Below are 12,669 nucleotides of genomic sequence, written 5' to 3'. Positions count from 1 at the left end.
CTGGCCGTATAATCTAAAACCTAACGAGCGCGGCAGCACCGCGAACACAATAAAGAGGACAACCCCGTCGCTATGCACAGTCAAGGCACGCTCTATACCATTTCAGCGCCCTCTGGGGCCGGCAAAACCAGTTTGGTCGCGGAGCTGCTCAAGCGGACTGCACAACTTAGTGTGTCGGTATCGCACACCACGCGTCCCATGCGCCCCGGCGAACAAGATGGCGTGAATTATCACTTTATCAGCCACGATACGTTTCACGAGATGCTGGGCAAGGCGGCTTTTTTAGAACACGCTCAGGTATTTGATAATTTTTATGGCACCTCGCAGCAGTGGGTTGAGTCTGAGCTGGCCCGCGGCGAAGACGTTATTTTGGAGATCGACTGGCAAGGTGCGCAGCAAGTACGCCGCTTAATGCCGGAAACGATCGCTATTTTCATTCTGCCGCCGTCACGAGAGGCCCTAAATGAGCGCCTTACTGATCGCGGCCAGGACGACGACAGCGTGATTCAGCGTCGCATGGACGCCGCTGTGGCGGAGATGTCGCACTACGTTGAGGGGGATTACGTGGTGATTAACGATGATTTTGATGTGGCACTCGCCGACTTAGAGTCAATTATCCGCGCCCGACGCCTGCAATTAGATAAACAGCAGGACCGTCATGCCAAGCTACTTCGCGCGCTACTGTCATAAGCCACTTCTTTTTGTTAGACTGCAAAGTAATTAACAGCGCGCAATTTGTGCGCTGATTTTGTTTAGTCTGTAGGAAACACATCATGGCTCGAATTACTGTTGAAGACTGCTTACAAGCTGTCGATAACCGCTTTGAATTAGTGATGGTCGCGAGCAAACGTGCTCACGCCCTCGCAACTGGCGGCAAGGCTGCACTGGTCGCGGAAGAAGGCGACAAACCAACAGTGATTGCGCTCCGTGAGCTAGCCGAAGGCAAAATCACTCGCGAGCAGGTGATGGCCGCCAACCCCCAAGACGACGATCCAGAAATCGATCTGGGCGCTGAATTGGGCGCCGCGTCACTGTAATTCGCGTCTGAAAGGGGCGTCGATGCATCAATACAGTTTTTTCAATCCGAATAGCGCTAGCAAAGTGCCGGCTGGATCGATTGACGCCCTTACTATTTCCCTTGCTGAATATCTCACCGTCGACCAAGTCAACCAGGTTCGGCGCGCTTACTATTACGCCGAGCAAGCCCACGAAGGTCAAAACCGCCGCAGCGGCGAGCCTTATGTAACTCACCCCCTAGCGGTTGCCGGTATTCTTGCCGAAATGCACATGGACGTTCAAAGCCTGATGGCCGCGATGCTCCACGATGTTATTGAAGACACCCACGTTACCAAACAGGGCCTGAGCGACCAATTTGGCGAAGTTGTCGCCGAGCTTGTCGACGGTGTTTCTAAGCTGACCCGTATTGAGTTTCAATCTAAAGCTGAGCAACAAGCCGAAAATTTTCAAAAAATGGCCCTCGCTATGGCCAAAGATATCCGCGTTATTTTGGTTAAGCTTGCCGATCGTTTGCACAATATGCGCACGCTTGGCGCCATGCCTCAAGATAAACGCCGCCGCATCGCCAGAGAAACCTTAGAGATTTACGCGCCCATCGCCCAGCGTTTGGGTATGCACAATATTCGCGTTGAATTTGAAGACCTGGGCTTTATGTCCATGTACCCGATGCGCGCCCGGCGCATCCGCAAGGCCATCACCACCCGCTTTGGCGACCGCAAAAAGACCATCACCAGTATTAAAGAAAGTATTGAGAACTGCCTGACGGAAGAAGGCCATAACGCCAATGTTATCGGCCGCGAAAAGCACTTGTTCAGCATTTACACAAAAATGCGCAACAAGCGAAAGTCGCTAAAAGAGATCATGGATCTCTACGCCTTCCGCATTGTGGTCGACTCCGTCGACAGCTGCTATCGGGTATTGGGCTGTGTACACAGCTTATATAAACCAGTGCCAGGACAGTTTAAAGATTACATCGCCATCCCCAAAGCCAACGGCTACCAGTCGTTGCACACGGTATTATTTGGTCTAGAAGGCGTGCCGATCGAGATTCAGATCCGCACCCACGAAATGGAAGAAATGGCCAACAACGGCATTGCCGCGCACTGGCTCTATAAAAGCAACGACCAAGAACCCAAGCGTAATTCCAGTCATGCCCGCGCTCGCCAATGGGTGCAAGGCCTACTGGAAATGCAGGAACGGGCTGGCGATTCCTTGGAGTTTATCGAGAACGTAAAAATAGACCTCTTCCCCGACGAGGTTTATGTCTTTACCCCTCGCGGCGACATTATGGAGCTGCCAGCTGGCGCTACCGCCGTCGACTTTGCCTATGCAGTACACAGCGACATCGGCAATAGCTGTGTTGCCTGCCGGATTAACCGCCGTTTAGCGCCCTTATCCGAAGCCTTGCAAAGCGGCCAAACAGTCGAAGTTATCACCACCCCCGGCGCACAACCAAATCCCGCATGGTTACATTTTGTGGTCACCGCCAAGGCCCGCACCGGTATTCGTCACCACCTTAAATACCAGCGTAAAAACGAAGCGCTCACCCTAGGCAAGCGCATGTTAGAACGCGCGTTGGCCAGCATGAACGAAGATCTTGTTAACTTTGAAGACAAGTATATACAACAGTTAGTTGACACCACCCACGCCAAAACCCCAGATAATGTCTACGAACAAATTGGCATGGGTAACCGTGTTGCCTATTTAACCGCGCGTCAACTCCTCAATCTGCGAGACAATATTGCCGATGGCGATGCCCTGCGACCACCGCCAACACGTCATTCTATGGTGATACATGGTACCGAAGGCTTTTTGGTCAACTTCGCTCGCTGCTGTTACCCCATTCCCGGCGACCACATTATTGGCATCGTTAGCTCCGAGAAGGGCGTGGTCGTCCACTGCGAAAACTGCCACAACAGCATTGAATTAAGCAGCCAGCCCGAGCGCGTGGTGCCACTGAGCTGGGCCGAAAATATCGACCGCGACTTCTCCGTGGAGATGAAGATAGAATTAAGCAAACAGCGCGGCATAATTGCTGTGTTGGCTACCCGGGTTAACGGTGCTGACGGCAGCATAGAAAAAATTAGTGTGGAAGACGAAAACGCCAAAATCAGCACCATTCACCTTGTGGTTGGTGTGCGCTCACGAGTGCATTTAGCCAATATTATGCGCCGCATTAGAAACATTCCGGCGGTGATCAAGGTAACGCGGGAAAGGCATTAAGGAAAGTCGGACGTCTGGGGTCTGATGTCAGACGCATCCGCACGGTCTGGTTTTTCATCAGACACCCGACTCCCGACATCTGACTAAATAACTAGGAGCTATCATGAGCACCAAAGAATACATCAACACCCTGCACGCCCCAGAGGCCATCGGTACTTATTCCCAAGCCGTGAAGGTGGGCAATACTGTTTATATGTCGGGTCAAATTCCTTTAGTTCCCGAGACCATGACCATGGTTGAAGGCGGGATTGTTGAGCAAGCTACCCAAGTTTTCCACAATCTTTCAGCTGTGGCGGACGCCAGTGGCGGTAGCTTGAACAACACCGTTAAAGTGAATATTTCTTTAACTGACCTCAGCGTATTTGCCCAAGTTAACGAGGTGATGGCTAAGTTTTTTACCGAGCCTTATCCCGCTCGCGCCTGTGTGCAGGTTGCCGCCTTACCGCGCGACGCACTGATTGAAGTCGAAGTTATACTCGCACTTTAATCAGTGCGTTTTTATCGGTACTGACTCGCCAGGCGCGCAGTACCGGTTCAAAGCCACTGCGATATGTGGGGTATTTTAGAACGTAGCCGCTATCGCGAAGGCGATGATTTAGACAGCGCTTGCTGCCGGTGCGCGCAATAGGTTCACCTGTACTCGCGTAGTCCACACCCATTTCTGCAGCTAGCCACGCTTGTACATCTTGAATACTCGCAGCCTCATCGTCTACCCCAACATAGCAATTTTCTAGCGTCTCTCCCGCCTCCGCCGCCTCAATCAAATGCGCGATAAAGCCGACACAATCATCACGGTGAATACGGTTGGTGTAGTGCAGCGGCTCCGCTGGTGCGCAACCGCCAGCCAATACTTTGTTCAACATATAAAATCGACCAGTGCCGTAAATGCCGCCGAAGCGAATATTGCTAAACGACCAAGTACTGGCGGCAATCGCCTGCTCACCCTTTAAAAGACTTTGGCCTGAGAAACGATCGGGCAGGGTTTGGCTGTTCTCGTCGATAATTTCGTGATCGCATTGGGCGTACACCCCGGTGCTAGAAACAAAGAAAATTCGCTTTGGCGGTCTCGTAATCGCGGCCAGCACATTCGCCACGCCCTGCTCAAAAACCGCAGCGTAGCCCGCTGCACTGTTTCCGGCAGGCGTTAATGTCACCACAATATAATCAGCCTGCAGTGGACCAAGTGCGGCCAAGCTCGCGGGATCACAAACATCCGCCGCCAAACCAGTAACCCCTTTCGCAAGCTTTGCGGTATTACGTCGCAGACCTTGCACCTGCCAGCCGAGTGGCAAAAACCGCTCGGCTAGACCATTGCCAATATCGCCACAGCCCACAATAAGCAGCGTTTTTTCTCCGCTCATTTCGTCATTTAGAACCATGCCATTGTCACCTTCAGTAGATATTCGCCCAGCGACAGCAGTCTTCGCTATACTGGCCTCACTTATTTTTTTGCTGGTTTTGCGTGGCCATTATCTGGCTCGTTGCAGAGCTTAGCACTTTGACACCGAGGACTACCATGCCAAGGATTCCCGCCCAGCGACGTATTGTCGCAGTGAATCAAGAAGACCACCATTTGAGTGTCGACACCGAGGCGATGCCGGTGGCCGCAGCCAATGAAGTTCTTATCCGCGTTGTTGGCGCCGGCGTGAACCGCCCAGACTTAATGCAGCGTTATGGCCTGTATCCACCACCGGTAGGTGCCAGCCCTGTATTGGGTTTAGAAGTTTCTGGCGAAGTGGTTGCGGTCGGCGCCGAAGTTAGTCGCTGGAAGGTAGGCGATATGATTTGCGCCCTGTGCAATGGCGGCGGCTACGCGGATTACACCGTGGCGCCGGCAAGCCAATGCCTGCCAATTCCCAAGGGTGTATCAGTACTCGACGCGGCCGCGCTACCCGAGGCTTTATTCACCGTTTGGCACAATGTTTTTCAGCGCGCAAAACTGCAAGCTGGCGAGCACTTTCTTGTTCACGGCGGCAGCAGCGGTATTGGTACCACCGCGATAAGCTTGGCAACGGCTATGGGCGCAAAAGTCTATACCACCGCCGGCAGCGAAGCTAAATGCATTGCCTGTGAGGATCTCGGTGCCATCAAGGCCGTCAATTACAAAACTGAAGCCTTTGAAACCCTCCTCGCGGACGCATCTAACGAGCACGGTATGGATGTTATTCTCGATATGGTTGGCGGCGATTATGTGCAAAAAGACATTAAGCTGGCCGCCGCTGATGGCCGAATAGTCTTTATTGCCTTTCAAGCCGGTTTTAATGCCGAGCTAAATTTTTTGCCGGTACTGATGAAACGGCTAACCCTAACCGCGTCTACGCTGCGCGCCCAAAGTGCTGAGCAAAAGGCGAAAATGGCCACAGAAATCGAAGAACAGGTGCTACCGCTATACAGCAAGGGGGCGATAAAGCCGGTTATCGACCAGGTATTCCCGTTTGAAGATATTGCCGCCGCCCACGCCCGCATGGAAAGTGGCGCCCATATTGGCAAATTGCTATTGCGGCTGCCGGAGTAATGTAAGCGCCGGAGTCAAAAGTATAAATTGCCTTTTTAGCGCGGCAGGGTAGTATTGAGCGTCATAGCTATTAACTATTAAACTCGGCAACTAACCGCTGTTTTTTAAAAGAAGGTTTTTTTATGACGCTTACCGAATTGCGCTACATACTTGCCCTGAAAGATTCAGGGCATTTTGGCAAAGCCGCGGAAAAATGCTTTGTTAGCCAACCCACCTTAAGCGTCGCCATTAAAAAATTAGAAGACGAACTTGGCATCTCCTTGTTTGAACGTAATCGCGGCCAAATTAAAACCACGCCGGTCGGTGAACAAGTCATTCGTCAAGCCCGCTACGTGCTTGAACAGGCCGACCATATCCGCGAGCTGGCAAACCAAGGTCGCGACCCCTTAGGCACACCACTGGCAATTGGCGCCATTCACACTGTTGGGCCGTACCTCTACCCTCGCTGCATTCCGCTTATTCGCGAATATGCACCGGCAATGCCACTGTATATTGAAGAGAATCTCACCGGCGTGTTACGAGAACGACTGCGCGCCTCCCAGCTCGACGCGATTATTGTCGCCCTGCCATTTAATGAGCCGGATGTTGTCACCCAGCCGCTCTATGAAGAACCCTTTGTGGTATTACTGCCCTGCGACCATCCACTCGCGAGTAAAACAGCGCTACACCAAGACGACTTACTCAACGAGAATGTATTGCTACTGGGCGAGGGCCACTGCTTCCGCGATCAAGTCATGGCCGCCTGCCCGGGCCTACGTCAAACCTTTGCCAATGGCGATCGCCTGCTGCAATCGGTGGTGGAAGGCAGCTCCTTAGAGACCCTAAAGCACATGGTGGTATCAAAGCTGGGGATAACAATCTTACCCCTGTCGGCCGCCCAAGTGGCGCCTTATGGCGACGGCGTATTATGTACCCGCCCCTTTGTTGATCCCGCACCAACACGCACCGTCGCCTTAGCGTGGCGAGCTAGCTTCCCTCGCCACCAAGCGGTGGATGTCGTCAGCCGGGCCATCAAAACCGCGGCAACGGCGCTAACAAACCTGCCCGCTGCGCAAACACCCGCTAAACCGAAAGCCAAGGCCAAAAAGCGCGGATGAACCAGCCACCGAGCAAATCTCAGCCCGCCACCGTCGCGCTGCATCAACTCGGTATTGCCGTTTTAAAAGGCGTTGGCCCCAAACTCAAGGAAAAACTCGCCGCACTGGGCATAAATAGTATCCAGGATTTACTGTTCCATTTACCACTGCGCTACCAAGATCGCACGCGCATTACCCCTATTGGTGCACTGCAACTCAGTACCGACGTGGTAATTGAGGGTAAAGTGTTGGTCGCCGATATCGCCTTTGGTCGCCGGCGCAGCTTGGTGTGCCGTATCCAAGATGGCAGCGGCACCACAACCCTCCGCTTTTTCCATTTTAGCGCTGCCCAAAAAGCCCAACTCATCCCCGGCGCCCGTCTGCGCTGTTTTGGGGAACCCCGGCGCGGCAGTGGCGGCCTAGAGTTTTATCACCCCGAATACCGCGTACTCGGGGGCGACGAACCAGTTGCCGTTGAGGAACGCCTCACACCTATTTACCCTAGCACCGAAGGCTTTGCCCAAACCAGTTGGCGCAAACTCTGCGATCAAGCGCTACAGTATCTGGACCACCACCCCGTAACCGAATGGCTGCCCAGTCAATCACTGCCTTATCCACTGAGCAGCAGCCCGTGGACCTTGGCCCAGGCGCTGCGCTATTTACATCACCCCCCCAGCGACGCGTCCATTAGCCAATTGCAGGAAGGCCTTCACCCCAGCCAACGTCGCCTCGCCTTTGAAGAGCTACTCGCCCACAATTTGGCGCTGCAGGAACTACGACGAGAAACCCAGCGCGGCGGCGGGCCAGCATTAAACGGCCCGACAAACTTACAGCGCGATTTTTTGAAAGGTTTAGGGTTTACGCTAACAGGTGCACAACAGCGCGTGGCGAAAGAAATTGCCAAGGACCTTCGCAGCCACACCCCCATGCTGCGTTTGGTACAAGGCGACGTTGGCAGTGGCAAAACGGCTGTCGCAGCACTGGCCGCACTGCGCGCGGTGAGCAGCGGCTATCAAGTTGCGATAATGGCGCCCACCGAAATATTAGCCGAACAGCACTACCACAGCTTTAGTCAGTGGTTTGAACCACTGGGTTTAAACGTAGCGTGGCTTACCGGCAAATTAAAAGGCAAGGCGCGTCAATCGCAAAGCGAGGCGATTGCCGATCATAGCGCCCACGTTGCGGTTGGCACCCACGCTTTATTTCAAGCAGATGTCGCCTTTGCCCGCCTCGGCCTTGTTATTATCGACGAGCAACACCGCTTTGGTGTTCACCAACGCTTGGCGCTTAAGCAAAAAGCTGCGGCCAATGTAGGTCAGCCACATCAGCTCATCATGACCGCCACCCCTATCCCACGCACTTTAGCCATGACCGCCTACGCCGATCTCGACACCTCGGTTATCGACGAATTGCCACCGGGCCGTAGCCCAGTCAATACCGTGGTATTAGCCAATGACCGGCGCGGCGATGTGATGGAAAGACTGCGCGGCGTTTGCACCAGCGGACAACAAGCCTATTGGGTGTGCACCCTTATAGAGGAATCCGACAAACTCCAAGCCCAGGCTGCGGAAGCAAGTTGGGAGCTGCTTAAAGAAACCCTGCCAGAGCTGCGTATTGGCTTAGTACATGGCCGCATGAAACCCAAAGAAAAAGCCGCGGTTATGGCTGAGTTCAAAGCAGCCGATCTCGATTTAATCGTGGCAACCACGGTTATCGAAGTCGGTGTCGACGTGCCCAATGCCTCACTAATGATTATTGAAAACGCCGAGCGCCTCGGCCTCGCTCAGCTGCATCAATTACGTGGTCGCGTCGGCCGCGGCAGTCAGCAAAGTTTTTGCGTATTGCTCTATCAAACGCCGCTGTCGCGAAATGGTCGCGAACGCTTAGCCGCCCTGCGCGACAGCAACGACGGCTTTGTAATTGCTGAGCAAGATTTAGCATTGCGCGGCCCCGGCGAGGTGCTGGGCACCCGCCAAACGGGTCTAATGAATTTTAGAATTGCCGACTTGCAACGCGACGACGATCTCTTAGATGCTGTGCGCGAGCAAGCCCAAATCATACTCAAAAAACACCCGCAGCATGTCGACCCGCTGATTCAGCGCTGGTTGTCTGGACGCAGTGTATACGCCTCGGTGTAGGGTAAGGGACAAACAAGCATTGCCAAAATAGTCGACACCGGCAGAAAAATCGACTACAAAAGTATCATGAATGATAAAATGAAAAATCTTAGACGTTTCTTCCGGCTGCCCTACCCAAGAGCGGCGCAACCGCCCTTAACCGTCGACAAAGACACCGCGTACCAAGTGCTCGAAATCTCAGAGCAGGGGCTTTTAATCGCGCCAAAGCCGAGTGTACCACTGGAAATCGGTGAAACCATCAGTGGCAATATTCTGTTTCATGACCATCACAGCGAGGAAATTGAAGGCGAGGTATATCGCATTGAACCCCGCGGCGTAATACTTAAATTAAGCCGCGGGGTTAGCCCAAAGTATATGATGCAGGAACAAATTTACGTCAAGAATACCTTTCCAGTATTTTTCCGCTATACCGTGCGCGAAAACTTTAAGGCAACTCAGTAAAACCGAGTCGCCTTACAAATTCAGTGATAATCAGCCATTACGCCAGCTATAGCTCAAGGCTATTCAATCGCGAGTACCGGCCCGTACTCATTATCGCCAACACTTTCCTGACAAAGAAATACGAGCATCACAATGATACCGATTAGCGGTACAATATAAATTAATTGCCACCAACCCGAGCGGCCCGTGTCGTGAAGACGCCGCGCAGTAATACTGATACTTGGCAATAACACAACTAAAGAAAACAAAGATGCCAGCCATACCGTGCCCAACACATAATCTACTACTGCAATCGCGATATAAATAAGAAAATAAACCAGAATAAACATCCAATATTCTTTTCGGCTCGCCCGCCCCGAAAACTCGGCGTATTTTCTGAATGCTTCGGTAAAGTATTCCATTGTAAATTCCTATTCTGCCGCCTTATGTAGTGGAACAACCAAGATTAGCTGTTTTCCCACTAGTCTTTTTTCTCAATTGTGATCTCAATAGATTGACTACTTCCAGCAAACCACTTCTGGACATACAAAGTGCCAACGATGGGAGCGGTTCCTTCATCGGGGACTTCTTTATAACGAACACTGTTTTTTGTTTCTTTCTCGTATTCAAATTGCAGTACTTTCTTCGACATAGTATTGTTCCGACAAACTATCATTGTGACCATCAGCGGTCTTCTTCATCTTGCCTTATTAGGCTACTAGGGAAGCAGGATGCATTCAATCCACCAACTCAATTTCGAGACTATCCAAAAGTCGAACAGCCTCGTAACGACTAAATTTGGCGTTTTTAATGGTGTTGTGGTAGATATCGATATCGTAGTCAGTCGCTTCGGAGAAATTCGCGCCCGTTAAATTTGTCTTGGCAAAGAAACACCCAGAGAGATCACTGTAAGTGAAATTCGCATTAGTGAAATCACCGTCGCGAAAGTCAACATTATGCGCTCTACACTCCTCTAAGACTAAATCGGGTAGCGACAGCCCGTGAAACGAACAGTCATTAAGTATCGACTTATAAAACTTGACCGGCGAACTAAAGAGCAAGCGAGGCCAAGCCACTTTGGTCCAATCAATACCAACTAGCTTTGAATCACGAAAGCAAACATCAGAAAACTTGCTGTACTCCATTTTAACAACACTTAAATTGCAATTAGTAAACTCGCAATTAACAAAATTGCATCGACTGAAGATCGCGCCGCTAAAATTACATTGCTCAAATGTACAGCCATCAAATTCAACCGTTTGTACTTGTATGTCTGAAAAATCTAAACCTTTAAAACTTTTTGACCAGTGTTCACTATTTTTTTCAAATTCCATAGCTTATCTCTAAATACCCAAGTAAAAATTACTGGTCCATTATTTTCAATGCGAGATACGGTGCCACGAAAAACACCAAGGTCATAATCTTATAGCTACTCAGAAAGTCAAAATATTTTTCGTTAAGATCAAAATCATTAATCTTAAATAATTTGCTATGAATAAGCGCTATTTTACCCCCTAGTCCTGCAATAACTATCGTCGCCAATAACAGATAAACTATATTGATTAGCGATGCCCAACCTAGAAATTCGCATAGCTGTGAAAGAGTCATCATGGCACTATCCTTATTGTTGAGCATACTACCGAGCAGTAGTCGTTGCCTACTTGCTACACGAGTAGTCTTTATATTCTTTAGAAAACAGCGTTGCCTGTTACTGCTGATTGCAACCGATATCTGCTAATAAAATTCATACTCCAGCTTAAAACGTACCGTATAATCCGCACTACTTTCATTTAGGCCCACAATACTACCGATTTCCCAGCGCACGCTATCGGTGGTGCTTAAGCGTGTCATGCCCGCCAATACCGGGCCAATACCGCGATAATCTTCCGCGGCGTAAAATTCCAGCGCCGGCTCCAAATAGGCCTGATAGCGGTAGCGGGCCTGAACCGAGAAGCTGGTTTCAAACTCATCGCCAGTGACCTGACTGTCTTCGTAAATTAAACCGCCATTTGCTGTGAAGATACAGCTGCGCCACTCTCGCAACGCCAGTAACTTAACCGCGACTTCTTCAACGTCGCTATCGCGGCTGTTTTCGTATTCGAGTAGCACACCCCAGTCTACCGGATACTCACCTTGCTCCGTGAGTTGCCAGCGGGCTTCAAGTTCATAGCCACTAAAACTAGCGGCATCGTCGTCGCCGCGACCAATTATGTAAGCTTCCAAGGCGAGGGTATCGCTGACTGCTGCGCCAAAACCGAGGCGTTGAATTAGAACGCCATCTGGCGCTTGCACGCCACCCTCGGCGCGACTTATTCGATACTCTACTTCCTTCTCTAGTAAGTTCACGTAGGGCGCGTAAATTTTATCAACAGCCAAACCATCAGCCAGTATCGGGCCACTGAGCACGCAGAGCAGCGTGATTACCATCCCACTCCAATACGGTATTTTTCTGCTAGCGGCTGTCATTACTTCCCTTCCATATTAACGCTGGCGCCGGCCCGATAGCGCAGAAATAGCGCCAGCAACATGAGGCTAAGCGATAAAAGGTAGATCGCTACTTGCACTGGTGCTGGCGATGCTTCATACCCTACCATGGCGTAAAGCAGTTGACCCAGTAATCCGTCTTCTGGAAGAAAAGCACTGCTGTCCCAAAGCTGGCCGTCTGGCAGGTAGTCGGCCTGAATTAACATTTTTCCGCCTTGTAAAATCATGCCGCCGGCCACCAAACTGAGTAATACACTACCCAATACGACAGCGCGACGCGGCTTAAAACTCAGTAGCCAGTAATAGAATAAGGCGCAGAAACTAAAGCCAATACCAAACCCTATTGCAGAGCCGCTGTACAAGCCGAGACGAGATTCTTGCTTGCCCTGAAATGCCGAAAGATAAATGTAGATTTCTGAACCTTCGCGAATCACCGCTAGTGCGATGGCAGTGGCCATGGCGACGTATAACACCGGCGTTGCCTGCTGACGGCTATGGTAAAGAAAAACCAATTTCTGACAGCAATACAGTAAACAGAGATAGATGAGTATTTGAATTCCAGCATCACTCAACTCCTGCCCTACGCCATCCATAGCAGAGGAGATGGTAGCCATTTGCCGACCATACACCACTGAACCAAGCAAACCCGCTAACAATCCCCATTTAAACCAAGCTTGACTAAGCCCGAGCTGCCTACACATCGACAGTAAAATACTCACGAGCAGAGCAGCCTCGAGTACTTCGCGAATTACAATAACGACGCTGGTCAATAACATGCCAATTTACTCGTTGTGTT

At 51.1% G+C, this 12,669-nt stretch carries 15 protein-coding genes; 8 read left to right on the top strand and 7 right to left on the bottom strand.

Annotated features, from left to right (window positions below):
- Positions 1 to 72: 72 nt before the first annotated feature.
- The 4 genes from gmk (at position 73) to ABD836_RS08565 (ending at position 3,727) form a co-directional block, all read left to right on the top strand.
- Positions 73 to 690 carry a guanylate kinase gene (gmk, locus tag ABD836_RS08580; protein WP_344934627.1) on the top strand — a complete coding sequence of 206 codons (618 nt, stop codon included), beginning with the start codon at positions 73 to 75 and terminating at the stop codon, positions 688 to 690.
- Positions 691 to 773: 83 nt separating this feature from the next.
- The gene (rpoZ, locus tag ABD836_RS08575; protein WP_344934624.1) at positions 774 to 1,037 is read left to right on the top strand and encodes a DNA-directed RNA polymerase subunit omega; all 264 of its coding nucleotides are present in this window, start codon (positions 774 to 776) and stop codon (positions 1,035 to 1,037) included.
- A gap of 22 nt (positions 1,038 to 1,059) precedes the next feature.
- Positions 1,060 to 3,240, top strand: coding sequence for a RelA/SpoT family protein (locus ABD836_RS08570; protein WP_344934621.1), 2,181 nt, complete (start codon positions 1,060 to 1,062; stop codon positions 3,238 to 3,240).
- Positions 3,241 to 3,343: 103 nt separating this feature from the next.
- Positions 3,344 to 3,727 carry a RidA family protein gene (locus tag ABD836_RS08565; RefSeq protein WP_344934618.1) on the top strand — a complete coding sequence of 128 codons (384 nt, stop codon included), beginning with the start codon at positions 3,344 to 3,346 and terminating at the stop codon, positions 3,725 to 3,727.
- On the opposite strand, the gene ABD836_RS08560 is transcribed toward ABD836_RS08565, so the two are convergent.
- Positions 3,711 to 4,619, bottom strand: coding sequence for an NAD-dependent epimerase/dehydratase family protein (locus tag ABD836_RS08560; protein WP_344934615.1), 909 nt, complete (start codon positions 4,617 to 4,619; stop codon positions 3,711 to 3,713). The two genes, ABD836_RS08565 and ABD836_RS08560, sit on opposite strands and share 17 nt — an antisense overlap.
- Positions 4,620 to 4,756: 137 nt before the next feature.
- Here ABD836_RS08560 and ABD836_RS08555 point away from each other — a divergent pair, with 137 nt between their 5' ends.
- From ABD836_RS08555 to ABD836_RS08540, 4 genes are all read left to right on the top strand, one after another.
- Positions 4,757 to 5,755, top strand: coding sequence for an NAD(P)H-quinone oxidoreductase (locus ABD836_RS08555; RefSeq protein ID WP_344934612.1), 999 nt, complete (start codon positions 4,757 to 4,759; stop codon positions 5,753 to 5,755).
- Positions 5,756 to 5,877: 122 nt separating this feature from the next.
- A complete protein-coding gene (locus tag ABD836_RS08550; RefSeq protein WP_344934609.1) occupies positions 5,878 to 6,852 on the top strand; it encodes a hydrogen peroxide-inducible genes activator in 975 nt (324 codons plus the stop codon).
- A complete protein-coding gene (recG, locus tag ABD836_RS08545; protein ID WP_344934606.1) occupies positions 6,849 to 8,969 on the top strand; it encodes an ATP-dependent DNA helicase RecG in 2,121 nt (706 codons plus the stop codon). Before ABD836_RS08550 ends, recG begins: the two co-directional genes overlap by 4 nt.
- A gap of 78 nt (positions 8,970 to 9,047) precedes the next feature.
- Positions 9,048 to 9,410, top strand: a complete 363-nt coding sequence (locus tag ABD836_RS08540; protein ID WP_344934604.1) for a hypothetical protein — start codon at positions 9,048 to 9,050, stop codon at positions 9,408 to 9,410.
- A 59-nt stretch (positions 9,411 to 9,469) separates the two neighbouring features.
- Here ABD836_RS08540 and ABD836_RS08535 read toward each other — a convergent pair whose 3' ends face one another.
- The 6 genes from ABD836_RS08535 to ABD836_RS08510 form a co-directional block, all read right to left on the bottom strand.
- Positions 9,470 to 9,811, bottom strand: coding sequence for a DUF805 domain-containing protein (locus ABD836_RS08535; RefSeq protein ID WP_344934602.1), 342 nt, complete (start codon positions 9,809 to 9,811; stop codon positions 9,470 to 9,472).
- A gap of 59 nt (positions 9,812 to 9,870) precedes the next feature.
- On the bottom strand, positions 9,871 to 10,041 hold the full coding sequence (locus ABD836_RS08530) for a hypothetical protein (RefSeq protein ID WP_344934600.1): 171 nt from the start codon (positions 10,039 to 10,041) through the stop codon (positions 9,871 to 9,873).
- 85 nt (positions 10,042 to 10,126) lie between these two features.
- Entirely contained in the window at positions 10,127 to 10,723 is a 597-nt protein-coding gene (locus tag ABD836_RS08525) for a pentapeptide repeat-containing protein (protein ID WP_344934598.1), read from the bottom strand.
- 28 nt (positions 10,724 to 10,751) lie between these two features.
- Entirely contained in the window at positions 10,752 to 11,000 is a 249-nt protein-coding gene (locus ABD836_RS08520; protein WP_344934596.1) for a DUF6868 family protein, read from the bottom strand.
- A gap of 123 nt (positions 11,001 to 11,123) precedes the next feature.
- A complete protein-coding gene (locus ABD836_RS08515) occupies positions 11,124 to 11,855 on the bottom strand; it encodes a hypothetical protein (RefSeq protein WP_344934593.1) in 732 nt (243 codons plus the stop codon).
- Complete coding sequence (locus ABD836_RS08510; protein WP_344934591.1) at positions 11,855 to 12,649, bottom strand: FTR1 family protein; 795 nt, start codon at positions 12,647 to 12,649, stop codon at positions 11,855 to 11,857. Before ABD836_RS08510 ends, ABD836_RS08515 begins: the two co-directional genes overlap by 1 nt.
- Between the last annotated feature and the right edge of the window lie 20 nt (positions 12,650 to 12,669).

It is taken from the genome of Zhongshania borealis (genome assembly GCF_039539625.1).
Classification (GTDB): domain Bacteria; phylum Pseudomonadota; class Gammaproteobacteria; order Pseudomonadales; family Spongiibacteraceae; genus Spongiibacter; species Spongiibacter borealis.
The sequence above is the reverse complement of the archived record's forward strand: the minus strand, read 5'-3'. Positions and strand labels throughout refer to the sequence as shown.